Below are 22,117 nucleotides of genomic sequence, written 5' to 3' on the forward strand. Positions count from 1 at the left end.
GGTAGCGTCCCGTCCATGCCCGAGCGCGTGGATGCCCCCGAACGGCTGCCTCAGCCGTCGCCGGCCGAGATGGACCTGCCCGTCGTGCTGGACGCCCTGTCGGACCCGATCCGCCTGGCGATCCTGCACCGGTACCTCGTCGACGCCGCCGGTGGTGAGCGCTCCTGCGGATGGGTCGGCGTCGACCGGCCGAAGTCCACGCTGACGCACCACTTCCGCGTGCTGCGCGAGGCCGGGCTCCTCGAGCAGCACCTGGAGGGCCTGACCCGGATCAGCCGCGTGCGCGTCGAGGACGTGCAGCAGCGGTTCCCGGGCCTGCTCGACCTGGTCATGGCGTGGCAGGTCCCCGCAGCGCTGATGCGGGCGGACCTGGTCGCATGAGCACGTCCACGCTGCCCGAGATCGTCACCGACCCGGCCGTCACCACGGCCCTCGCCGCGGACCTGACCGCCGCGGGCTTCACCGTCGACGGGGTCGACGCGTTGTGGGGCGCCGACGCCGCCGAGGCGCTGCACCGCGGCAACCGGGTGCCCGCGCTGCGTGCGCTCGCCGCGCGGGACAGGTCCGCGCTCGGCACCCTGGCCACGCTGTTCGTGCTCGGCCTGCCGGTCGAGCGGACCGCGGCCGACGCGGCGTTCCCGACCGTGGGCGTCGACGGGCTCGTCGGCGCCGGCATCCTCCGATCGGAGGACGAGGTCCTCCGACCGGCCGTGGACCTGCGCCCGTACGCCTTCGTCGACGACGCGGGTGCCGGCAGCTGGTGGATCGTCTCGGACCTCGGGGAGCTCGCGCTCGGCGCCGCGCTCGACGAGGAGCACGTGCTCGGCATCGGCGGGGCCACGACCACGCTGAGCGGACTGCAGGTCCCCGTGCCCGTGCGCCGGGTGCTCGACCTCGGCACCGGGTGCGGCATCCAGGCGATGCACGCGCGACGTTTCGCCGACGAGGTCGTCGCCACCGACATCTCCCGCCGCGCCCTCGACATCGCCCGCTTCAACGCCGAGCTCAACGGCCTGGACGGCATCGAGTTCCGGCTCGGGTCGCTGTTCGAGCCGGTGGCGGGGGAGCGCTTCGACCGCATCGTCTCGAACCCGCCCTTCGTCATCACGCCCCGCTCCGAGGGCGTGCCGTCCTACGAGTACCGCGACGGCGGAATGGTCGGCGACGCGCTCGTCGAGACCGTGCTCCGCGGCCTCGCCGACCACCTGGAGCCCGGCGGCACCGCACAGCTGCTCGGCAACTGGGAGTACCACTGGGGCGTCGACGGCCTGGACCGCGTGCGGGCCTGGTTCGCGGACACCGACCTGGACGTCTGGGTCGTCGAGCGCGAACGCCAGGACCCGAACCGCTACGCCGAGACCTGGATCCGCGACGGTGGCACCAAGCCCGGTACGCCGACGTTCGACCACCTGGTCGGCGCCTGGCTCGACGACTTCCAGCAGCGCCGGGTCACCGGAGTCGGCTTCGGCTACGTCGTGGTGCGGAAACCCCGGACGGGAGGCCCGGCTGGGCTCCGGCGGTTCGAGCGCGTCCCCGAGACGCTCGGCTCCAACCCCGCGGGGCTCGGCGCCACGGTGGCTCGGGTCCTCGACGCTGCCGAGTGGCTGGCCGCGAACGACGACGTCGCGCTCGCCTCGGCGCACCTGCGGGTCGCGGGGGACGTGACCGAGGAACGGTTCTACTGGCCGGGCAACGACGACCCGACCGTGATGACGCTCGTGCAGGGCGGTGGTTTCGGTCGTCGCGTGGACGCCGACACCGCGCTGGCCGCGTTCGTCGGGGCCTGCGACGGGGAGCTCTCCGTGGCGGCGATCGTCGGGGCGCTCGCGCAGATCACCGGCGTGGACGAGCAGGCGCTCGCCGCGGACCTGCTGCCGGCCGCGCGGGACCTGGTGCTCGACGGGCTGCTGACCCCGGCCTGACACCCGGACGCACGAGACCCCGGACGCGCGTGGCGTCGTCCGGGGTCTCGTCGTGGTGTGGCTCAGGAGCGGTGGTCGCGCCAGGAGTGCTGCGGGTCGTAGCCCAGCAGCTCGCGGGCCTTCTCCGACGACAGCAGGGAGCTGACGCCGTCGATGTCCGAGCGGCGCTCGATGTCGGGCACGAAGCGCTCGACGAGCTCGAGCGTCGGGGTGTCCATCACCGTGTCGGGGCTGGCGATCACGAAGGCCTCGAACCCGGTGAGCTCGCTCTCGACGGCCTTGCGCACGGCCTGGGCGCCGTCGCGGGAGTCGATGTAGGACCACAGGTTGAAGGTCTTGGCCTCGGGGGTGGCGTCCCACGGGTACGACGGGTAGTCGGTCTCGTCCATGACGTTCGAGAACCGCAGCCCGATCATCTTCAGCGTCGGGTCCCAGCGCGTGAAGTGCCGGGCCATCTCCTCCTCGACGGCCTTGCCGAGGGAGTACGAGGACTGCGGGCGCACCGGGAAGTCCTCGTCGACGGGCAGGTAGGGCGGGTGGTGCTCGCCCATCGGGATGCCGAGCAGGGTCTCGCTCGACGCCCAGACCACGTTCCTGATCTTCGCCGCGCGGGCGGCGTGGAAGACGTTGATCGACGAGGTGACGTTGTTCGTGATGAGCGCCACGTCCGGGACCTGCCCGGGAGCGGGGACGGCAGCCAGGTGCACGACCGCGTCGACGTGGTCGTAGCGGTCGTCGACCCCGAGGAACGCGTTCAGCACCTGCCCGTAGTCGGTCAGGTCGATGCGGACGAACTGCACCCGTTCGGGCTTGTCGGGCGACGGGACCCGGTCGAGGAGGACCACGTCGTACCCGTGTTCGTCGAGGTCGCGCACCACCGCTCGTCCGAGCTTGCCGCTGCCGCCGGTCACCACTACGCGAGTCATCGCGCCTCCGCTCATCGTCGAGAATCCGTGCGCCCATCCTGCCGTGCGGGGGTGGACGCAACCAGGTACTGACGGTGCCCTGATGCGCCGGGGGTGCGCCGGGCCTCCTGGCCGGTCGTCAGGAGGCGGACGCGGCGGCGACCTCCGCGATCGCCAGCCGGGCGACCAGCTCGACGTGTGCGGCCATTTCGCGACTCGGGTCGAAGAGCCACTGGATCTGCATGCCGTCGGAGACGGCGAGCAGGACGCTCGTGAGCTGCTCGGGGTCGACGTCGGTCCGGAGCCGGCCGTCCTCCTGCATCCGGCGGAAGTCGGCGGTCATGATCCGGCGGACCTTGTCGTAGCGCTCGCGGAAGTAGTCGTGCGCGGGGTGCTCCGGGTCGGTGGCCGCAGCGGCGGACAGGTTGACGAACATCTGCACCAGGCCGGGGACCTCGGCGTTGTGGCGGACGATCGCGGCGAGGAGCTGGGCGGGGTCGTCGGCGTCGAGGTGGGTCGCGTCGTCGATCGCGTCGCGCCGCCGGAGGACCTCGACCCAGAGCTCGTCCTTGGAGTCGAAGTAGTGCAGGAGCCCGGCCTGCGTGAGCCCCACGGCCTCGGAGATGTCCCTGATGCTGGTGCGGTGGAAGCCCTGCCGCGCGACGAGTTCGAGCGCGACGGTGAGGATCGCCTCGCGCTTGGCGATGCCCTTCGCGTAGGAACCCCGTCGTGTCATGGCAGGACTGTACCGCCGCGTGCAGGGAGCAGTTCGCAGGTCCTGAGCACTTGCCCATCCGCTTTCCGCGCCATTACCAGATCCATTCACTAGCATGGACACCAGCGTCAGGCGGCTGGTTACCGTCGACGCGCGCACCACCGAAGGACCACCGCGCGTGCGAAGCGGCCTCCTGATCCGGCCGACGAGCCCCGGTGGTCCCGGTGCGCCAGATGCGCCCTCGCGTTCTCGCGGGGGCGCATCGTTCGTCCAGCCCGTCGTTCGTCCAGCCCGGGAAAAAGTGGTGACAGAAGGTCACAATGCACTGGGAGCAGCGTCCCCCGATTGTGCCGAACCGCCCGACAGGTGGAACGATGGGTGCACCATCTCGGCCGGATCAGGGGCGAGATGGTCGTCCGGCGGGGGACCCGAGCCTCACCGACTCGTGCGGGCCCCCGCCGGATGCCATCGTCATCCGTGCAGGTGCGGCGCGATCTGCTCGGCGATCACGGTCAGGATGCGCTCGTGCGACGCTGCGTCGCCGTTCGCCGGCAGGGTGATCACGAGCTCGTCTGTCGCGGTGACGGCCGGGTCGGCGCGCAGGGTGTCCACGATCGCCGCGGGCTCCCCGGAGACGACCGTGCTGAAGCGGAACGGCGGGGTGCCGGACAGGGGGCGTCCCTCGTCGTCCATGCCCGAGGCGTAGCTGGTGAGGAACTCCTCGTGGACCTCGCGGTCGTGGTCGTCGAGCAGCGGGACGACGATCCGGCCGACGGCGACCTTCGGGGTGCGCCCGACGTGCGTGCCCGCTGCCTGGAGTTCGGCGAAGCGGGCGCGGTAGGCCTCGATCTGCGCCGCCTGTGCCACGGCGAAGGACTCGCCGGTGTCCTCGGTGTTGAGGGTCGAGCAGTGCAGCAGGAGCCCCTTCTCCGCCGTGCGCACCGCGGTGCCCATGCTGCCGCCACCCCACCAGACCCGGTCGCGGAGCTCGGGGCTCAGCGGCTGCAGCGTGAGGTCGGTGCCCTCGGGGATGCTCTCGTAGCCCTTGCCCGAGGTGCCGAGGGGCTTGCCGTCGAGGACCTCGAGCAGTCGCGCAGCGCGGGCCTCGGCCTCGTCGCGGAAGCTCCGCTCGACGCCGCCGAACACCGGGTCGAGGATCGGGCCGTAGCCGGCGATCCCCGTGCTGATGCCGAGCTGCACGCGGCCGCCGCTGAGCAGGTCGACCGTGCTGGCGTCCTCGGCGAGGCGGACCGGGTCCTCGTAGCGCATGCCGAGGACCGCGGTGCCGAAGCCGATCGTGCTGGTCCGCTGCGCCGCGGCGGCGAAGAACGTCATCGGGCTCGTGAGGAACGGCTCGAAGTGGCGACCGCGGACCCACCCGGTGCCGTACCCGAGCCGCTCGGCGGTCTCGAAGAGGCGGAGGCCGTCCTCCAGGGCGGCGGCCGCGCCGGCGGCGCCCCCGTGGTTGGGGACGAAGGACAGGAAGCCGAGTTCACGCACGGGTCGAGTGTATGCGGCTGTATGGATCTGTGGAAGGTGCGGTGTCTGTCCACGGATGTGGAGCCTCCCGACCGTCGGCGGTGGTGGGGCTGGGAGGATGGGGGCATGACCGACGTCACCACCTCTGCTCCGCTCGTCGCCGCGATGCCGGCGGCCCCCGGCGGTGTCGTCGACCCCGACGCCGTCTACCAGGCCTTCGCTGACTGGGCGGAGTCGAGCGGACGGCCGCTGTACCCGGCGCAGGACGAAGCCGTCATCGAGCTGGTGTCCGGGGCGAACGTCGTCCTCAGCACGCCGACCGGCACCGGCAAGTCGCTCGTGGCGGCCGGTGCGCACTTCGCGGCGCTCGCCGAGGGCAAGCGGAGCTACTACACCGCACCGATCAAGGCGCTGGTGTCGGAGAAGTTCTTCCAGCTCGTGGACCTGTTCGGCGCCCACAACGTCGGCATGGTCACGGGGGACTCCAGCGTCAACGCGGACGCCCCGATCGTGTGCTGCACGGCGGAGATCCTCGCGAACCTCGCGCTCCGCCAGGGCCCAGACGCGGACGTCGACGTCGTGGTCATGGACGAGTTCCACTTCTACGGCGACGCCGACCGCGGCTGGGCATGGCAGGTGCCGCTGCTCGTGCTCGAGCGTGCGCAGTTCCTGCTCATGTCGGCAACGCTCGGGGACGTCACCACGATCGCGGACGACCTCTCGCGGCGCACGGGGCGGCCGACCGCCAGGGTGACCGGCGTCTCGCGGCCGGTGCCGCTGGAGTACGAGTACGTGATGACCCCGGTGCAGGAGACCGTCGAGCGGCTGCTGGAGGAGGGCAAGGCGCCGGTCTACATCGTGCACTTCGCCCAGGCCGCCGCGCTGGAGCGTGCGCAGGCCCTCATGTCCGCCAAGGTCGCATCGCGCGAACGCCGCGACCAGATCGCGGAGGCCATTGCCACCTTCCGCTTCAGCGCCGGGTTCGGGCAGACGCTCTCACGCCTGATCCGCGCCGGCATCGGGGTGCACCACGCGGGGATGCTGCCGAAGTACCGGCGGCTCGTCGAGCAGCTGGCGCAGCGCGGGTTGCTCCCCGTGATCTGCGGCACGGACACCCTCGGCGTGGGCATCAACGTGCCGATCCGCTCGGTGCTGCTCACCGGGCTGACCAAGTTCGACGGCACCCGGATGCGCCAGCTGTCCGCGCGGGAGTTCCACCAGATCGCGGGGCGTGCCGGTCGCGCTGGCTACGACACCGAGGGCGACGTCGTCGCCGAGGCGCCGGAGCACGAGATCGAGAACGCCCGGTCGGTGGCGAAGGCCGGGGACGACCCCAAGAAGAAGAACAAGATCAAGCGCAAGAAGGCCCCGGAGGGCTTCGTGTCGTGGGGTCAGGCGTCCTTCGAGCGGCTCATCAACGCCGAGCCCGAGCCGATGGTGTCGCGGATGCGGATCACGCACGCGATGGTGCTCGCCGTCGTGGGCCGAGCGGACGACGCGTTCGAGGACGTCCGCTCGCTCGTGTTCGACAACCACGAGCCGCGGTCCCGCCAGCTCGACATGGCTCGTCGTGCGCTGACGATCGCCCGCACGCTGATCAACGCCCGGGTGATCGAGAAGGTGGACGGCGCGTACCGCGTGACCGTCGACCTGCAGTCGAACTTCGCCCTGAACCAGCCGCTGTCGCCGTTCGCGCTGGCCGCGTTCGAGCTCCTGGACCCCGAGTCGCCGACGTACGCGCTCGACATGGTCTCCATCGTCGAGGCCACCCTCGACGACCCCCGCGCGATCCTGTCGCAGCAGCAGTTCAAGGAGCGCGGGGAGGCCGTCGCGCGGATGAAGCAGGAGGGCATCGAGTACGAGGAGCGCATGGAGCTGCTCGAGGAGGTCACCCACCCGAAGCCGCTCGACGAGCTCCTGACCGCCGCGTACGAGGCCTACGCCGCAGAACAGCCGTGGGTGCTCGACTTCACGCTGTCGCCCAAGTCCGTCGTCCGCGACATGTACGAGCGCGCGATGACCTTCGGCGACTTCGTGCGGTTCTACCAGCTCACCCGGTCCGAGGGGCTCGTGCTCCGCTACCTCTCCGACGCCTACCGCACCATGCGCCAGACCATCGCGGACGAGCAGCGCACGCAGGAGCTCGACGACCTGATCGAGTGGCTCGGGGAACTGGTGCGCCAGGTCGACTCGTCGCTGGTCGACGAGTGGGAGGCCCTGATGAACGGGGACGTGGCGCTCGCCGAGGCCGAGCACGCGGAGATCACGCCGCCCCAGCCCGCGCGGCTCACCGGCAACGTCCGGGCGTTCCGGGTACTCGTGCGGAACGCGCTCTTCCAGCGGGTGCTGCTCGCTGCGAACGACGACATCGACGCGCTCGGCGAGCTCGACGCCCCCGCCGGGTTCGACCGCGCTGCCTGGGACCTGGTGCTCGAGGAGTACTACGACGAGCACGACACCATCGGGATCGATGCCGACGCCCGCTCGATGCAGTACCTCGACCTGTCCGAGCAGGGGCGCACCTGGCGTGCACGGCAGATCTTCGCGGACCCGGCGGGTGACAAGGACTTCGGGTTCTCGGCGACGATCGACCTCGACGCGTCGGACGAAGCGGGCGAGGCCGTCGTGCGGGTCACCGAGATCGGACGGTTCGACGGGTGGACCGAGGTCGACGTCGACTGAGCGGCCGGGCGACGGGCGGCCGGGCGTCGGGATGGCCGGCGTCGGCCGTTCGGGGGTGTGCCGGAAGCCCCGCGCGCGGGTAGCGTCTGCGGCGCCACCTACCGGAAGGAATGCGACATGCGCATCGGCTCCAGCATCGCCCTGATCGTCATCGGCGCGATCGTCGCCTTCGCGCTGGACATCCAGCTCGCCGGCATCGATCTCCGACTCATCGGCTACATCCTGATGGCCGCGGGCGTCGTCCTGCTCATCATCAGCCTGGCGGTGGCCTTCGGCGGCCGTCGCACGACCACGACCACGCGCTCGGGTGTCGACCCGGCCTCGGGGGAGCAGATCACCCGTCAGGACCGCCGCGACGGCACCTACTGATCAGCTACCGGCTGATCGACACTGCGTGACCGACGGGTCCGGGCTCTCGAGCTCGGGCCCGTCGCAGCGTCGCCAGGGCGCCGGTACACCGGACTTCGTTCTCGCCGCTGACGAACGGATCCGTCACGGCGATTCTGGAACTCGGTCGTACGGAGCCGCGAAGCCGCGACGGCACCTCCTGACCGACACGCAGCCGAGGGCCTCCGGCCATGACGGGCAGTGCAACGGGAGCTGTAACGACCGTCAAGCCAGAGGCCCTCGCTGTGGGTCCGGGCGACCTGACTAGCGCGCGTCGACCGTGAAGGTCTTCGTGCCGCCGGCCATGTGGAGCGTGAACGTCCGCACCGAGCCGGTACCGACGACGATCTGCCGCGTGACGCTCCGGCCCTCGATGAAGCCACCGGTGACGTAGCCGCCGCTCTCGTCCGAGATCATGAACTGCGCACCGATCGGACCCGAGATGGTGATGGCAGCGCGGCCCCCCGCGACCGTACCCACCGAGACGTCTCCGACGACCGAGTCGCCCGGCTGGTCCGGGCCGCCGGGCTGGTCGGGGTTGCCGGGCTCGACCGGGACCTCGGGCTCTTCGCCCGGGTTGCCCGGCTCCGGCGTCACCGGCTGCTCCGGGTCGGGCGCCTCGGCGGAGTTGACGACCACCGTGGTGGAGCCGACGACCTCGTAGTTCTCCTTGAGGGAGACGGTGTACTTCGTCGAGACACCGGCGGGGGCCTCGACCGAGACGTTCTTGGCGGTGTCACCGAGCACACCGCTGCCGGCCCAGTGACCGGCTGCGTCCGTGACGCTGTAGGTCTGGCCGGCCTTGCCGCTCACGGCGAGCGTCGCGTAGCCGTGGGCGTACCCGGCCACGACGACCTTCGGGGCGCTGCCCTGGTCACCGGGGTCACCCGGGTCGCCGGGCGTGCCCGGGTCCTCGGTGCGGGTGTCGACGGACCAGGGGGTGTCGACGCGCTCGCCGTCGAGGACCGAGGTCACCGTGAAGTTCGTCACGCGGTTGTCGTCGACACGGATGGAGACGGTGTTGGTACCGCTCGCCGGGATCCGCACGCTGGTGAGGCGACGGGCATCGTCCTCGAAGCGGACGAGGGTGCCCGGCGTCCCCGTGACGCCGACGAGGACGGACCCGCTGGAGTACGAGATGACGGAGGTCTGCACGGGGGAGACAGCGCGGGTCGAGCTGTTCGACGCGGAACCAGCAGTGGTCGAGTGGGCGGGAGCGGCGTTCGCGGCGCCGGACCCGAAGGCCACGGAGGCCAGGACGAGACCCGTGGCGCAGGTGGCCAGGGCGAGGGACTTCTTCGAGGGATGCAACTGACGTTCTTTCGTTCAGGGGCACTCCGAGGTGACGGAGTCCGCTGAGTATACGAGATGAGAAATGTCAGCACGGGACCGAGGAGCGAGCGCTCCGTGTCGGTCAGAACAGGGTCGCGGGCGGGGTCGCCTCGGGCAGCGCTGCCGGTTCCTCGACCTCGACGCCCGGCCAGCCCGGACCAGTCGGCACGTCGGTGCGGTTCTGGTACGCCGTCGCGGCACCACGGGCGCGGACGTCGGCGGCCTCGTTCATCTCGTGGCCCATGTGTCCGCGGACCCACTCGAAGGTGACCTTGCGGCCCTGCAGCTCGGCGTCGAGCTCCTTGATGATCTCGACGTTCAGGACGGGCTTGCCGTCGGCCTTGCGCCAGTTCTTCCGCTTCCATCCCGCGAGCCACTCGGTGCAGGCCTTGATGGCGTACTGGCTGTCGCAGAGGATGTGCAGCGGCTCGCCGGTGTCCTTCGTGGCGCGGAGCAGCTGCAGCACGGCGGTGAGCTCGCCCTGGTTGTTCGTGCCACGTGGCCACCCACCAGCGGCCCAGCGGTCGTCGTCGACGTACCAGGCCCAGCCGGCCGGACCGGGGTTGCCGAGGGCGGAGCCGTCAGCTGCTGCGACGATCGTCACGGGGGACCTCCTGAGGTGGGGCGAGTGCCCGACAACGGTAGCGGACCCGGGGAGGTGCGCCGAGCCTCCCGGCCTGGACCGCAGGCCGAGCCGGACGGCCGCGCGTCAGCGGGCGGACGCCTCGTCGAGGGCCGACATCATCGCCTGCCCGTCGGGGACGTCCCAGAAGGCGGTCGAACGCGGCCCGAAGAAGCCGTCGAGCCCGGTGTTGGCGTAGATCGCCTGCGCGTTGTTGGTACCGAAGAAGGCCCTGGCACCGGAGTTCCCTGTCTCCCACTGCACGGAGCAGTGGTCACGGCCGCGGGACCAGTGCACGCTCCGGTCCGTTCGACGGACGTCGGTCTCGCGGGTGCTGCGGCCGTTTGTGACGAACACGCGGCGGTCGGTGACGGCGTACACCTCGGTGCGCTTGCGGTGTCGTTTGACGAGGAAGCGGCCCACCAGCATGTGCAGGCCGATGAGGACGAAGACGCTGCTGAGGACCAGGACGAACGAGGGTCCCTCCGCCACCGTTTCGGGCACCATCGTGAACATCACGATCCCGCACCACAGCAGGCTGAACGGGATGAGGAAGCCGTCCCGTCCGGTGAGGAGGACGCGGGGGTCGCTCTGCCCCACCCACAGCAGGCGCTCGCCGCTTCGGAGCTGTTCGGAGGCCAGGGCACGAGGATCCATCACGCATCGACCGTACCGATCCCGCCGTCCCCCGTCCGACCCCCAGAACTGGGAACGCAGGGGCGTCCCCCGCCTAGCGTCGGCGGGGACGAGAGGAACACCATGAGCAACGACATCGCAGGCCCCGAGCACTCCGACGACCGCGACCGCTCCGAGGCGCTGACGAACGCTGCGCACTCCGACGACGTCGACGGCGTCAGCGAGCGCGAGCAGCGGGCTGCCGACACGTCCTACAGCCCCTCGAGCGAGCGGGAGATGGACGCGTCGCAGACCCTGCAGCGCGACGACGACGACCTGCGCGAGGACGGCATCGACCCCTCGCGGATCGTCGCGGCCCCCGGGACCGGTGGCGCCGACGACGCGGGCGACATCGAGCCCGAGCCCGGCGACCTGCACCTGCCGTGGCAGTCGGAGAGCAACTGACCCCTGCCGCTACGACACCGAGTCCGGGTGGGAGCCCGTCCGCTGCCCGGACTCGAGCGTCGCGATCGCGGCCAGGTCGTCGTCGCTGAGGACGAAGCCGTCGACGTCGAGGTTCGCCCGGATGCGCGAGGGCGTCACCGACTTCGGCAGGACGACGACCCCCTGCTGCACGTTCCACCGCACGAGGACCTGCGCCACGCTCACTTCGTGGGCCTCTGCGATGCGGGTCAGGACCGGGTCGTCGACGAGCCGTCCCCGCCCGAGCGGCGACCATGCTCCCGTCACGATGTCGTGCTGCGCGTGGAACGCCATGAGCTCGTGCTGGGGCAGCCACGGGTGCCGCTCCACCTGGTTCAGCGCCGGCACCTCGCCCGTCTCGGCGATGAGACGCTCGAGGTGCGGCACCTGGAAGTTCGAGACACCGACGCTCCTGGCACGCCCGCTCGCCCGGAGCTCGACGAGGGTGCGCCAGGTCTCGACGTAGCGGTCGTTCGCGGCGGCCGGCCAGTGGATGAGGTAGAGGTCGACCGCGTGGAGCCCGAGCCGGTCGAGGCTGGCGTCGAACGCCCGCAGGGTCGCGTCGCGCCCCTGGTGGTCGTTCCACACCTTGGTGGTCACGAAGACGTCGTCGCGGTCCAGCCTGGAGGCTCGGATCGCCTTCCCGACACCACGTTCGTTCCCGTACATCTCGGCCGTGTCGACGTGGCGGTAGCCCGCGTCGAGGGCGATGCCGACCGCGGTCTCGGCGTCCGCGTCGTCGACCTTGTACACGCCGAAGCCGACGGCGGGGACGGACTTGCCGTCGCGGAGGGGGATGGAGGTGACCATGCGTCCATCCTGCCGGGCGGGGCGGAGGCGGGACGAGCCTCCAGTCCGGATCTGTGGACGATGCGTGCTCGTCGACCGGTGTGGAGGAGCGCGTTCCTTCCCATCACGCTCGCGGTGGGAAGCGGTTCCGCGCGTTGCGGGTCGGAACGTTCGACCTCCTACGCGCGTTTCAATTCGCTCCGCGGGATTCCGCTTGCGGCGCGCGAGAAGGGGGAGCGCGGGAGGGGGAGCGCGGCAGGGGAGCGCGGGGACCGGACCGCACCACCCCTCAGGACGGCAGGGTGACCGGCTCGGTGTCGGGGAGGGGGCTGGCGTCGCGGCCGCGCAGGTCGGGGAGCCAGCGCTTCGCGACCAGCGGCAGGAGCACCCCGACGAACGCCGCTGCTGCCCCGACCGCCAGGCCACCCGTGGCCCCGTGCGTGTCGATGAGGAAGCCGGCGACCGCTGATCCGCCCGCGGCACCGATCAGCTGCCCGGTGCCCATCCAGCCGTAGGCCTCGGCGGTGTCGGAGAACTTCACCGTGGCGGACACCGAGCCGAACATCACGGCGAGGGCCGGCGCGATGCCACCACCGGCGATGAGGAGCGCGAACGCCAGCCACCAGAACCCGGTGCCGAACGTGGCGAGGCCCAGGCCGATGAAGACGACGAGCATGCGCGTCCAGAGCGTGTTCGGCGAGATCGGGCGGTGGCCGAACGCCAGGCCCCCGACGAGCGAGCCGATCGCGAAGATCGCGAGGACGATGCCGGCGTTCGGGCTGCCCTCGCCGAAGGCGCTGATGACGCCGGCCTCCACCGCGGCGCACGCGCCGATGAGGAGCAGGCCGGTCAGGGTGGCCACGACGACCGACGGACGCTTCATCACGACGCCGAACGCGCGCTTGGACCGGGGGATGCGCACGCGGCCGAGCTCGGGGGAGGCGATGAACCAGGTCCCGCCGACGACGAGGAAGACCATCGCGACGACGATCGCCTCGACGGTGCCGATCTGCGTCGCGACGAACGTGGTGATGACCGGGCCGGCGACCCAGATGAGCTCCTGGGCGCTGGCGTCGAGCGAGAACAGGGGTGTGAGCTGCTTCGACGTCACCATCTTCGGGTAGATGGTGCGCACCGCGGGCTGCACGGGCGGCACCGCCAGCCCGCCGAGGAACCCGATCACGACGTACGCCCACAGGGGCATCAGCACGAACGCGATGACCGCCATGCTCGCGAGCGCGACGATGCTGGTCAGGACCAGGACGGGGCGCATGCCCCAGCTGCCCATCCACCGGCTGGTGAGCGGGCCGGCGATGGCCTGGCCGACGCTCGTGGTGGCGAGCACGAGACCCGCGGAGCCGTACGAGCCGAAGATGTGCTCGACGTGCAGCAGGTAGGCGAGCGAGAGCATCCCGAACGGGAAGCGCGCGGTGAGCTGGGCAGCGATCACACGGCCGACGCCGGGGGTCTTCAACAGGTTGCCGTACGCGCTCACGCAACGAGTGTACGGACCGGACGGGGCGCTCCGGGGCGTGTGTCACCCGACCGGGGGAGGGGGCTTCGGACGGGGCCCGGGACCCGGTTCTCAGACACGCCGACGAGGGGGTACGAACGGGCCGTTTCCACACCTCGGGACAACCCCCTCCACAGGCTGTTGGCAGTGTCGGTGGTGCGGGGCAGACTGGCGGAAATCCGGGGCTGTGGGGAATCCACAGACTGTGGATGGCGTTGTGGAAACTACAGGGGTGTAACACTTCCTCTAGTGGTCCACCCGGGCATCGGGCACAACATGTAGTAGCGTCGTGCTCAGCACAGCACCAGAACTTCGGGCTCCGAACGGGGTCGAGAACAAGGGGAGAACATGGCCGTCATCGTCTACACCAAGCCGTCTTGCGTCCAGTGCACCGCCACGTACCGGGCCCTCGACAACAAGGGCATCCAGTACGAGGTGCACGACGTCTCGACGGACGACGCCGCCCTCGAGCACGTCAAGAGCCTCGGCTACATGCAGGCCCCCGTCGTCGTGACCGACGACGACCACTGGTCGGGCTTCCGCCCCGACAAGATCGCGACCCTCAGCGCCGAACTGGCGTAGGGCCACCACCGTCCGGCGGACGGTGGGTCGAACTCGATCAGGAGGCTCGACTCACCACCCGTCAGACACCCCCGGTCCGTCTGTCCGCACCTGACAAAGGAGCGACACCATGAGCCGACTCGTCTACTTCTCGAGCGTGTCCGGGTACACCGCGCGCTTCATCGAGAAGCTCGGCCGCGACGCGGACCGGATCCCGCTCTACCCGAGCGAACCGTTCCTGCACGTGGACGAACCGTATGTCCTCGTCCTCCCCACCTACGGTGGCGGCAACGGCGAGGGAGCGGTCCCCAAGCAGGTCATCAAGTTCCTGAACGACGGACACAACCGGTCACTGATCCGGGGCGTCATCGTCGGCGGGAACACGAACTTCGGTGAGGCCTACGGCCTCGCGGGTGACGTGGTGTCACGCAAGTGCCACGTGCCCGTGCTCTACCGCTTCGAACTCTTCGGCACGCCTGACGACGTGTCGGCGGTCAACTCAGGATTGGATGCATTTTGGACGCAGCAGTTGCAGACGTCGATCTGACGTCGCCGACGACGGGGATGGACTACCACTCCCTCAACGCGATGCTCAACCTCTACGACGCGGACGGCAACATCCAGTTCGACAAGGACCGCGAAGCTGCCAAGCAGTTCTTCCTGCAGCACGTCAACCAGAACACCGTCTTCTTCCACAACCTGAAGGAGCGGCTGGACTACCTGGTCGAGAACGAGTACTACGAGCAGGCGACGATCGACCTGTACTCGATGGACTTCATCCAGCGGCTCAACGACCTGGCGTACTCGAAGAAGTTCCGGTTCCAGACGTTCCTCGGTGCGTTCAAGTACTACACGAGCTACACGCTCAAGACGTTCGACGGCAAGCGCTACCTCGAGCGCTTCGAGGACCGCGTCGTGATGACCGCGCTCGGCCTGGCGCAGGGCAACGAGCAGCTCGCGATCGACCTCGTCGAGGAGATCGTCGCCGGCCGCTTCCAGCCCGCCACCCCGACGTTCCTCAACACCGCGAAGGCCCAGCGCGGCGAACTCGTCTCCTGCTTCCTCCTCCGCATCGAGGACAACATGGAGTCGATCTCCCGCGGGATCAACTCCTCGCTGCAGCTCTCGAAGCGCGGCGGCGGCGTGGCCCTGCTGCTCTCCAACATCCGTGAGGCCGGCGCCCCGATCAAGCAGATCGAGAACCAGTCCTCGGGCATCATCCCCGTGATGAAGCTGCTGGAAGACTCCTTCTCCTACGCGAACCAGCTCGGTGCGCGTCAGGGTGCCGGTGCGGTCTACCTCAGCGCCCACCACCCGGACATCATGAAGTTCCTCGACACCAAGCGCGAGAACGCCGACGAGAAGATCCGCATCAAGACGCTGTCCCTCGGCGTCGTCGTGCCGGACATCACGTTCGAGCTCGCGAAGAACAACGAGGACATGTACCTGTTCTCGCCGTACGACGTCGAGAAGGTCTACGGCGTCCCCTTCGGCGACGTCCCGATCTCCGAGAACTACCGCGCGATGGTCGACGACTCGCGCATCAAGAAGACGAAGATCAAGGCGCGCGAGTTCTTCCAGACCATCGCGGAGATCCAGTTCGAGTCGGGCTACCCGTACATCGTGTTCGAGGACACGGTGAACAAGGCCAACCCGATCAAGGGCCGGATCAACATGTCGAACCTGTGCTCGGAGATCCTGCAGGTCAACACCCCGACCACCTTCAACGAGGACCTCTCGTACAAGGAGATCGGCAAGGACATCTCCTGCAACCTCGGCTCGCTGAACATCGCGCTGACGATGGACTCGCCGGACTTCGGCAAGACCATCGAGACCGCCATCCGCGGCCTGACCTCGGTCTCGCAGATGTCCCACATCACCTCGGTCCGTTCCGTTGAGGACGGCAACGACAAGTCGCACGCCATCGGTCTCGGCCAGATGAACCTGCACGGCTACCTGGCTCGTGAGCGCGTGTTCTACGGCTCCGACGAGGGCATCGACTTCACGAACATCTACTTCTACACGGTGCTGTTCCACGCCCTGCGCGCCTCGAACAAGATCGCCATCGAGACCGGGGAGACCTTCGACGGCTTCCGCGACTCGAAGTACGCGTCGGGTGAGTTCTTCGACAAGTACACCGACCAGGTCTGGACGCCGGCCACCCCTCGCGTCGCGTCGCTGTTCGACAACGCGAACATCACCATCCCGACGCAGGACGACTGGAAGGCGCTGAAGGCGTCCATCCAGGAGCACGGCATCTACAACCAGAACCTGCAGGCCGTCCCGCCGACCGGTTCGATCTCGTACATCAACCACTCGACGTCGTCGATCCACCCGATCGCGTCGAAGATCGAGATCCGCAAGGAAGGCAAGCTCGGCCGCGTCTACTACCCGGCGCCGTTCATGACGAACGACAACCTGGACTACTACCAGGACGCGTACGAGATCGGTGCCGAGAAGATCATCGACACGTACGCCGCGGCGACGCAGCACGTGGACCAGGGCCTGTCCCTGACGCTGTTCTTCAAGGACACCGCCACCACGCGTGACATCAACAAGGCGCAGATCTACGCATGGCGCAAGGGCATCAAGACGATCTACTACATCCGTCTGCGCCAGCTCGCACTCGAGGGCACCGAGGTCGAGGGCTGCGTCAGCTGCATGCTGTGACCTCCGGTCGCTGACGCGACCGCCCCCGGCCTGGAGGCGCGGTGCCAGCCCGCACCGCGCCTCCCGGCCTTCGATTCGTCACCATCTCAATTCCGGAAGAAGCAATGACTCTCACCGACCCGGTCCACGCCACCGGCAAAGCCGTCCCGCTGATCCGTTCGGTCAGCGCGATCAACTGGAACCGCATCCAGGACGAGAAGGACGTCGAGGTCTGGAACCGCCTCGTCAACAACTTCTGGCTGCCCGAGAAGGTGCCGCTGTCCAACGACGTGCAGTCGTGGAACACCCTCACGCCGGAGGAGCAGCAGCTCACCATGCGCGTGTTCACCGGTCTGACGCTCCTCGACACCATCCAGGGTACCGTCGGCGCGATCAGCCTGATCCCCGACGCGATCACCCCGCATGAGGAGTCCGTCTACACGAACATCGCGTTCATGGAGTCGGTGCACGCCAAGAGCTACTCGTCGATCTTCTCGACGCTGGCGTCGACGCCCGAAATCGATGACGCCTTCCGCTGGTCCACGGAGAACGTGAACCTGCAGAAGAAGGCCCAGATCGTCCTCGACTACTACACCGGCGATGACCCCCTGAAGCGCAAGGTCGCGTCGACGCTGCTCGAGTCGTTCCTGTTCTACTCGGGCTTCTACCTGCCGATGTACTGGTCCTCGCGTGCGAAGCTCACCAACACCGCTGACCTGATCCGCCTGATCATCCGCGACGAAGCCGTCCACGGGTACTACATCGGGTACAAGTTCCAGAAGGGGCTCGAAGGAGCCTCGGAAGAGCGCAAGCAAGAGATCAAGGACTACACGTTCAGCCTGCTGTTCGAGCTGTACGAGAACGAGATCCAGTACACGCAGGACCTCTACGACCAGGTCGGGCTGACCGAGGACGTCAAGAAGTTCCTGCACTACAACGCCAACAAGGCGCTGATGAACCTGGGCTACGAGCCGATGTTCCCCAAGGAGACGACGGACGTGAACCCGGCGATCCTGTCGGCGCTGTCGCCGAACGCGGACGAGAACCACGACTTCTTCTCGGGGTCGGGCTCGTCGTACGTCATCGGCAAGGCGGAGAGCACTGAGGACGAGGACTGGGACTTCTGATCCTGGTTTGACTCGTGGGAACGCCCCGCTGGCTTCGGCCGGCGGGGCGTTGGGTGTCGTATGGCACCCTGCAGATAACAAGGCGGCGCACCTGACGGTGTGCCGCCTTCGTTCATGGTCAGCCGCGGAGGAGTCCCTGGGCGCGCTCAATGCGGTAGCGAAGCCCTTCTTGGAACTTCTCGTCCTGGCTGACCTGTTCGATGTGGCTGGCAATCGCCGCTCGGATGACGTCCGAAACGGCTTGATTCTCGACACTAGCGACAGTTTCGAGTTGGTCGGCTTGTTCGGCCGACAGACGGATGGTCATTGCTTTCTGCCCGGACATGCTGACAATCATGCCACCGAGGCCTGTGAACATCAACCAACCAAGGTGCCGCGGTGCGTTGATGTCGTGGTATCATGGTGTCAAGCAACCGACGACTGAGGAGTACAGCATGGACGCACACGCAGAAGCGCGAGCGAAGCAGATCACGATTCACATCGACACGCAGCCCTACCGAGTGGCGGCTGGCCCGACCCTGGTCGCGGCGCTCCGCGCGCTGACGGAGCCACCGGTCCTGGCAGAGAAGGACCTTTGGCTGGACATCGACGACGAGCAGGACCAGAAGCTGGATCCCGCCAGCACAATCACGGCGGTCGAGGGGATGCGGTTCTTCACGGAGATCGACGCGATCGTGATCCGTATCGACCGGGTCGAGTACGAGGTGTTCGAACGCAAGATGACCGGCGCGCAGCTGCGGGTCGTCCCGAGCCCGGACGTAGCGGCGGACCGGCACCTGTGGCTGGACGTGCCGGATAAGCGTGACGTGAAGGTGCAGGACGAGGACATCATCCGCCTGCACGACGGCATCCGCTTCTTCACCGCCCCCGGGCGCATCAACCCCGGCCAGCCCGACATGGCGAACACTGGCGCCGATGGATCTGGCTTCTCGGAGCTCGACGAGAGGGACGGAGCGTGATGCTCCCGCTCCCGGACCGCGAGTTCCTCGAACGGTCCGGGATCACCTATCGGGTCTTCGACGACAGCACCGGGATGCTGAGTGTGGAACTGATCGACTTCCCCTTGCCGGAGGGGCTGAGTACCACGCACGCGAACGTCTTGTTCCGGCTGTCGATGAGCTATCCCGACACGCCTCCGGACATGTGGTGGGTCATTCCCCACCTCACTCCGGCGACCGGCGGGATGATTGCGGCGACGGAGCTCATCGAAACATACGATGGGCGTAGCTGGCAGCGCTGGTCCCGGCACCTCGATCCCGCATCCTGGCGCTCCGGGATCGACAGCTTGGAGAGCTATGTGCGGCTGTTGCGCACCGAGCTGACGACGGCCGCGTCGGGGAACGTGGCCGCATGAGCGCCGTTCTGCGCATCACAGCCGCCCTGCACGCGGAGCTGTTGACAATGGCCACTGACCCGGTGGAGACCGGGGCGGTTCTCCTTGCCAACCAGTACACGACCCCCGCCGGTGGCGGGCGAGGGGAGCGGACGGTTCTGCTTGGGGTCGAGCTGGTGGCGGTGCCAGCGGATGCTTACGAGGTCCGCACGGACCGGTCCTTGCAGATCACCTCCGAAGGGTACGTGCACGCTCTCAAGAGCGCCCGCCAGCGCGGTCTGGTGGCGGTATGGGTACACAGCCACCCCGGCGATGGCGCCATCCCCCGACCCAGCACCCACGACCGCCGCGTGAACACCGCGCTCGAGGAGCTGTTCGCGGATCGCACCGACACCGGCCAGTATGGGTACCTCATTGTCAGTCACGACGGCAACACCTTGACCTTCACCGGCGAACTCACCGGACGGGTCACCGCCCGCATTACCCAGTTGTCGGGAGTCGGTGAGCGGTGGTTCTTCCGTGCCTCCTACGACGTTGACGCGGGGTCAGGTTTGGGGTTGTTCGATCGGAACATCCGCGCCTTCGGCACGGGCATCCAAGCCGCTATCAGCAACCTGACGGTCGCGATCGTCGGCGCTGGCGGTACCGGCTCCGCTACCGCGGAACAGTTGGTTCGCTTGGGGGTGCGCTCGTTTATCCTCATCGACCCCGACACCTTGTCCGCATCGAACACGACCCGCGTCTACGGGTCCACTCCTGAGGACGTCGACCGGGCCAAGGTCGACGTCCTCGGTGACCATCTTGAACACATCGCCACCGGAGTCCATACGACCCGCGTTCAGGGCACCATCCTGAGTGAAGCGAACGCCCGCCTTCTCGTTGGCGCGGATGTGGTGTTTGGGTGCACGGACGACAACGCCGGACGTATCCGCCTGTCCCGGCTTCCCTACTACCACCTGGTCCCTGTCATCGATTGCGGAGTTCAGATATCCTCCGACGCCGATGGCACCATCACCGGTATCTTTGCTCGAGTGACGACCTTGCACCCGGGGACGGGATGCCTGGTGTGCCGTGACCGCATTGATTTCGCACTCGCCGAAGCCGAAACCCGCGCCGCCTCCGCCCAGCAGAAGCTCGAGCGGGAAGGGTACGCACCTGCGCTTCCTGGTGTAGAGCCGGCGGTTGTGACCTTTACCACCCTGGTCGCTGCGACTGCGACCAGCGAACTGCTGGAGCGGCTGGTCGGCTATGGCGACACACCGACCCCGGGCGAACTGATCCTGTTCATCCACGACCGCGCCATCCGCGGCAACGTCGAGCCGCCTCATGCCGGCCACTACTGCGACCCAGCCACTACCCGGGTGGGTACTGACACCGACATGTTCCTGGGGCTGAATTGGGCATCCTAAATCGGCTCCTCTACTGGCGACGTCAAAAGGCCGACCTCACGGCGATCTCCGTCGGGGACATCCCCGAGCGCCTGCCGAAACGCCACGGCGTCATCACCGGCACCGCTGAGTATCCAAAATGGATCGTTTTTGACTGCCCCTGCGAGCGCGGGCACCGGGTCATGCTGAACCTCGACCCTGCCCACCGGCCCCAATGGCGCATTGACCAGGCCTACCCGTTGACGCTAAGCCCCAGTGTCGATGAGCGCAGTCTTGTAGGACACTGTCATTACGTAGTTCGCAAGGGCCGCGTGACCTGGATCGAACGAACGGACAACCGATGATCAATCAGCTCACCCCTGACCCTTCAGCGGAGGAACCCATCGAGCTGGCGGAAGCGGCTGACGCCACCGCCTCAGGCGGGCAGCAGAGTTACGTGCCGACACCGCCGCCAAGCCCCATACCGACGCCGGGACCGAAGATTCCGACCCGGACACCGCTGTACGAAGCGATGCACGCGGAACGCTACGCTCGTCAGAACCTCATCCGCGACATCGAGAAAACAACCGGCACCACGCTTATCTGCTACATCGCCGCAAACTCACAGATCGAGCGCACGGATATCGTCGGCATCGTGGACCTGCTACACAACATCCACCCCGGCACTCCCATTGACCTGATGCTGCATACCCCGGGCGGAAACATCGACGCCGCTGAGAAGATCGCCCTCCTCGTCCGCCGACGGGCAGGCGACGCCTCGGTGCGAGTTATCGTCCCCGACTACGCCAAAAGCGCTGGCACCCTCATCGCCCTTGCCGCAAACACGATCCTGATGTCGGACTCTTCGGAGCTTGGCGCCATAGACCCGCAGGTAGAAATCCCTGACTCCAACGGTCACCTACAAACTCTGTCTGCGCAAAGCTACCTTGATGCGTTCCATCGACACGCAAGGCGTCTCAAGAGGAAGCCCTCTGATCCGGTCGCGCGGCTGATGCTGGGAAAGATGGAACCCGCAACCGTCCGTAAGCTCGAACGCATGATCACCCGCTCCCGGTCGATCGCCGAAGCACTCCTCAGTCAGTCCATGGTGAGAGACCACGATCGGGCAGTCGACATTGCGGCACACCTGTCAGACACAGAGCGGTGGCACTCGCATGGGCAGATGATCTCCCATCACAATGCGCGCGGCCTCGGTCTTAACGTCACCTATCTCGCCCCGCATGATGATCTCTGGGTTATGTACTGGCGGCTGTTCTCAATGCAGCTGTGGGCAGCATCGGGGAAAGTAAAGCTCTTCGAGAGCTCCTGGGCTTCACTGCCAATGTAGGACAATTCCGGCCGAGGCCGAGGCCGAGGCCGAGGCCGAGGCCGAGGCCGCGGTGGCCAGAACCGTGCCGAGCAACTTGACGAGTCAAGCGGCCACTGGATCCCGGACTAGACCGGAGATCGCAAGCTCGCGGTAGGTGTGCACCAGCATGGGTGCGCGACAAAGGAGCGGGTATACCACTGCTTGGTTAAGAAGCGCGACGGCACATGGGAGACCGTCGAGGTGAAGAGTGGCACGTCGAAGGCCGGGGCCCAAGAAGTCTTCGACCGAGCGGTGTCGTACGACCAT

General features: G+C 68.1%; 23 protein-coding genes. 14 read left to right on the plus strand and 9 right to left on the minus strand.

The annotated features are described in order from the left end of the window. The first annotated feature begins 15 nt into the window (after nt 1-15). Together BIU98_RS13970 and BIU98_RS13975 are read left to right on the plus strand one after the other, a co-directional pair. Entirely contained in the window at nt 16-381 is a 366-nt protein-coding gene (locus BIU98_RS13970; protein ID WP_071277189.1) for a helix-turn-helix transcriptional regulator, read from the plus strand. Further along, nucleotides 378-1,922, plus strand: coding sequence for a methyltransferase (locus tag BIU98_RS13975; protein ID WP_071277192.1), 1,545 nt, complete (start codon nt 378-380; stop codon nt 1,920-1,922). The genes BIU98_RS13970 and BIU98_RS13975 overlap by 4 nt, the downstream gene beginning before the upstream one ends. Nucleotides 1,923-1,984: 62 nt before the next feature. Here BIU98_RS13975 and BIU98_RS13980 read toward each other — a convergent pair whose 3' ends face one another. The 3 genes from BIU98_RS13980 to BIU98_RS13990 all read right to left on the minus strand — a co-directional run bounded on the left by BIU98_RS13980 (nt 1,985) and on the right by BIU98_RS13990 (nt 5,042). Beyond that, complete coding sequence (locus BIU98_RS13980) at nt 1,985-2,848, minus strand: NAD(P)-dependent oxidoreductase (RefSeq protein ID WP_071277711.1); 864 nt, start codon at nt 2,846-2,848, stop codon at nt 1,985-1,987. Nucleotides 2,849-2,966: 118 nt separating this feature from the next. Further along, nucleotides 2,967-3,563, minus strand: a complete 597-nt coding sequence (locus BIU98_RS13985; protein WP_071277714.1) for a TetR/AcrR family transcriptional regulator — start codon at nt 3,561-3,563, stop codon at nt 2,967-2,969. A 450-nt stretch (nt 3,564-4,013) separates the two neighbouring features. Then, nucleotides 4,014-5,042 (minus strand): LLM class flavin-dependent oxidoreductase, encoded by a 1,029-nt coding sequence (locus BIU98_RS13990; protein ID WP_175481375.1) that lies wholly within the window; start codon nt 5,040-5,042, stop codon nt 4,014-4,016. 105 nt (nt 5,043-5,147) lie between these two features. Between BIU98_RS13990 and BIU98_RS13995 the strand changes: the two genes are divergently transcribed. Further along, a complete protein-coding gene (locus tag BIU98_RS13995; protein ID WP_071277717.1) occupies nt 5,148-7,703 on the plus strand; it encodes an RNA helicase in 2,556 nt (851 codons plus the stop codon). A gap of 117 nt (nt 7,704-7,820) precedes the next feature. Then, nucleotides 7,821-8,072, plus strand: coding sequence for a DUF6458 family protein (locus BIU98_RS14000; RefSeq protein ID WP_071277720.1), 252 nt, complete (start codon nt 7,821-7,823; stop codon nt 8,070-8,072). A 282-nt stretch (nt 8,073-8,354) separates the two neighbouring features. Here BIU98_RS14000 and BIU98_RS14005 read toward each other — a convergent pair whose 3' ends face one another. From BIU98_RS14005 to BIU98_RS14015, 3 genes are all read right to left on the minus strand, one after another. Then, nucleotides 8,355-9,401, minus strand: coding sequence for a hypothetical protein (locus tag BIU98_RS14005; protein WP_139200742.1), 1,047 nt, complete (start codon nt 9,399-9,401; stop codon nt 8,355-8,357). A gap of 103 nt (nt 9,402-9,504) precedes the next feature. After that, a complete protein-coding gene (locus tag BIU98_RS14010; protein WP_071277727.1) occupies nt 9,505-10,026 on the minus strand; it encodes a ribonuclease H in 522 nt (173 codons plus the stop codon). Between the two features lie 105 nt (nt 10,027-10,131). Beyond that, nucleotides 10,132-10,704 (minus strand): hypothetical protein, encoded by a 573-nt coding sequence (locus BIU98_RS14015; protein ID WP_139200743.1) that lies wholly within the window; start codon nt 10,702-10,704, stop codon nt 10,132-10,134. A gap of 99 nt (nt 10,705-10,803) precedes the next feature. Between BIU98_RS14015 and BIU98_RS14020 the strand changes: the two genes are divergently transcribed. Beyond that, a complete protein-coding gene (locus tag BIU98_RS14020) occupies nt 10,804-11,124 on the plus strand; it encodes a hypothetical protein (protein WP_071277733.1) in 321 nt (106 codons plus the stop codon). A gap of 9 nt (nt 11,125-11,133) precedes the next feature. Here the strand turns inward: BIU98_RS14020 and BIU98_RS14025 are convergent, their stop codons facing one another. Together BIU98_RS14025 and BIU98_RS14030 are read right to left on the minus strand one after the other, a co-directional pair. Beyond that, a complete protein-coding gene (locus tag BIU98_RS14025; RefSeq protein ID WP_071277736.1) occupies nt 11,134-11,952 on the minus strand; it encodes an aldo/keto reductase in 819 nt (272 codons plus the stop codon). 268 nt (nt 11,953-12,220) lie between these two features. Continuing rightward, nucleotides 12,221-13,426: an MFS transporter gene (locus BIU98_RS14030; protein ID WP_071277739.1), complete on the minus strand. Its 1,206-nt coding sequence runs from the start codon at nt 13,424-13,426 to the stop codon at nt 12,221-12,223. 366 nt (nt 13,427-13,792) lie between these two features. On the opposite strand from BIU98_RS14030, the gene nrdH reads away from it, so the two are divergent. The 4 genes from nrdH (at nt 13,793) to nrdF (ending at nt 17,781) form a co-directional block, all read left to right on the plus strand. After that, complete coding sequence (gene nrdH, locus BIU98_RS14035) at nt 13,793-14,026, plus strand: glutaredoxin-like protein NrdH (protein ID WP_071277742.1); 234 nt, start codon at nt 13,793-13,795, stop codon at nt 14,024-14,026. Nucleotides 14,027-14,135: 109 nt separating this feature from the next. Then, complete coding sequence (nrdI, locus tag BIU98_RS14040; protein WP_071277745.1) at nt 14,136-14,552, plus strand: class Ib ribonucleoside-diphosphate reductase assembly flavoprotein NrdI; 417 nt, start codon at nt 14,136-14,138, stop codon at nt 14,550-14,552. A gap of 17 nt (nt 14,553-14,569) precedes the next feature. Further along, nucleotides 14,570-16,675 (plus strand): class 1b ribonucleoside-diphosphate reductase subunit alpha, encoded by a 2,106-nt coding sequence (gene nrdE, locus BIU98_RS14045; protein WP_139200744.1) that lies wholly within the window; start codon nt 14,570-14,572, stop codon nt 16,673-16,675. A 104-nt stretch (nt 16,676-16,779) separates the two neighbouring features. Next, nucleotides 16,780-17,781 (plus strand): class 1b ribonucleoside-diphosphate reductase subunit beta, encoded by a 1,002-nt coding sequence (gene nrdF, locus BIU98_RS14050; protein WP_056119980.1) that lies wholly within the window; start codon nt 16,780-16,782, stop codon nt 17,779-17,781. A 118-nt stretch (nt 17,782-17,899) separates the two neighbouring features. Here the strand turns inward: nrdF and BIU98_RS14055 are convergent, their stop codons facing one another. Then, on the minus strand, nt 17,900-18,106 hold the full coding sequence (locus tag BIU98_RS14055; protein WP_139200745.1) for a hypothetical protein: 207 nt from the start codon (nt 18,104-18,106) through the stop codon (nt 17,900-17,902). A 109-nt stretch (nt 18,107-18,215) separates the two neighbouring features. On the opposite strand from BIU98_RS14055, the gene BIU98_RS14060 reads away from it, so the two are divergent. Genes BIU98_RS14060 through BIU98_RS14075 form a run of 5 tightly spaced genes read left to right on the plus strand, consistent with a single transcriptional unit; the run spans nt 18,216 to nt 21,829 of the window. Next, complete coding sequence (locus tag BIU98_RS14060; protein WP_139200746.1) at nt 18,216-18,740, plus strand: multiubiquitin domain-containing protein; 525 nt, start codon at nt 18,216-18,218, stop codon at nt 18,738-18,740. Next, nucleotides 18,740-19,135: an E2/UBC family protein gene (locus BIU98_RS14065; protein ID WP_254787939.1), complete on the plus strand. Its 396-nt coding sequence runs from the start codon at nt 18,740-18,742 to the stop codon at nt 19,133-19,135. Before BIU98_RS14060 ends, BIU98_RS14065 begins: the two co-directional genes overlap by 1 nt. After that, nucleotides 19,132-20,523: a ThiF family adenylyltransferase gene (locus BIU98_RS14070; RefSeq protein ID WP_071277762.1), complete on the plus strand. Its 1,392-nt coding sequence runs from the start codon at nt 19,132-19,134 to the stop codon at nt 20,521-20,523. The genes BIU98_RS14065 and BIU98_RS14070 overlap by 4 nt, the downstream gene beginning before the upstream one ends. Continuing rightward, complete coding sequence (locus BIU98_RS20085; protein ID WP_368073049.1) at nt 20,511-20,846, plus strand: DUF6527 family protein; 336 nt, start codon at nt 20,511-20,513, stop codon at nt 20,844-20,846. Before BIU98_RS14070 ends, BIU98_RS20085 begins: the two co-directional genes overlap by 13 nt. Next, nucleotides 20,843-21,829: a hypothetical protein gene (locus BIU98_RS14075; RefSeq protein ID WP_083393266.1), complete on the plus strand. Its 987-nt coding sequence runs from the start codon at nt 20,843-20,845 to the stop codon at nt 21,827-21,829. Before BIU98_RS20085 ends, BIU98_RS14075 begins: the two co-directional genes overlap by 4 nt. Nucleotides 21,830-22,117: the final 288 nt, after the last annotated feature.

This window comes from Curtobacterium sp. MMLR14_010 (assembly GCF_001865015.1).
Taxonomy (GTDB): Bacteria; Actinomycetota; Actinomycetes; order Actinomycetales; family Microbacteriaceae; genus Curtobacterium.

Excerpts from the sequence above, each read along its gene's own strand:
- BIU98_RS13980 (WP_071277711.1), bottom strand. The coding sequence starts at position 2,848 with ATGACTCGCGTAGTGGTGACCGGCGGCAGCGGCAAGCTCGGACGAGCG.
- nrdE (WP_139200744.1), top strand. The coding sequence starts at position 14,570 with ATGGACTACCACTCCCTCAACGCGATGCTCAACCTCTACGACGCGGAC.
- BIU98_RS13975 (WP_071277192.1), top strand. The coding sequence starts at position 378 with ATGAGCACGTCCACGCTGCCCGAGATCGTCACCGACCCGGCCGTCACC.
- BIU98_RS13970 (WP_071277189.1), top strand. The coding sequence starts at position 16 with ATGCCCGAGCGCGTGGATGCCCCCGAACGGCTGCCTCAGCCGTCGCCG.
- BIU98_RS14065 (WP_254787939.1), top strand. The coding sequence starts at position 18,740 with ATGCTCCCGCTCCCGGACCGCGAGTTCCTCGAACGGTCCGGGATCACC.
- nrdF (WP_056119980.1), top strand. The coding sequence starts at position 16,780 with ATGACTCTCACCGACCCGGTCCACGCCACCGGCAAAGCCGTCCCGCTG.
- nrdH (WP_071277742.1), top strand. The coding sequence starts at position 13,793 with ATGGCCGTCATCGTCTACACCAAGCCGTCTTGCGTCCAGTGCACCGCC.
- BIU98_RS14025 (WP_071277736.1), bottom strand. The coding sequence starts at position 11,952 with ATGGTCACCTCCATCCCCCTCCGCGACGGCAAGTCCGTCCCCGCCGTC.
- BIU98_RS14060 (WP_139200746.1), top strand. The coding sequence starts at position 18,216 with ATGGACGCACACGCAGAAGCGCGAGCGAAGCAGATCACGATTCACATC.
- BIU98_RS13995 (WP_071277717.1), top strand. The coding sequence starts at position 5,148 with ATGACCGACGTCACCACCTCTGCTCCGCTCGTCGCCGCGATGCCGGCG.
- BIU98_RS14020 (WP_071277733.1), top strand. The coding sequence starts at position 10,804 with ATGAGCAACGACATCGCAGGCCCCGAGCACTCCGACGACCGCGACCGC.
- BIU98_RS14075 (WP_083393266.1), top strand. The coding sequence starts at position 20,843 with ATGATCAATCAGCTCACCCCTGACCCTTCAGCGGAGGAACCCATCGAG.
- BIU98_RS13985 (WP_071277714.1), bottom strand. The coding sequence starts at position 3,563 with ATGACACGACGGGGTTCCTACGCGAAGGGCATCGCCAAGCGCGAGGCG.
- nrdI (WP_071277745.1), top strand. The coding sequence starts at position 14,136 with ATGAGCCGACTCGTCTACTTCTCGAGCGTGTCCGGGTACACCGCGCGC.
- BIU98_RS14000 (WP_071277720.1), top strand. The coding sequence starts at position 7,821 with ATGCGCATCGGCTCCAGCATCGCCCTGATCGTCATCGGCGCGATCGTC.
- BIU98_RS14055 (WP_139200745.1), bottom strand. The coding sequence starts at position 18,106 with ATGTCCGGGCAGAAAGCAATGACCATCCGTCTGTCGGCCGAACAAGCC.
- BIU98_RS14070 (WP_071277762.1), top strand. The coding sequence starts at position 19,132 with ATGAGCGCCGTTCTGCGCATCACAGCCGCCCTGCACGCGGAGCTGTTG.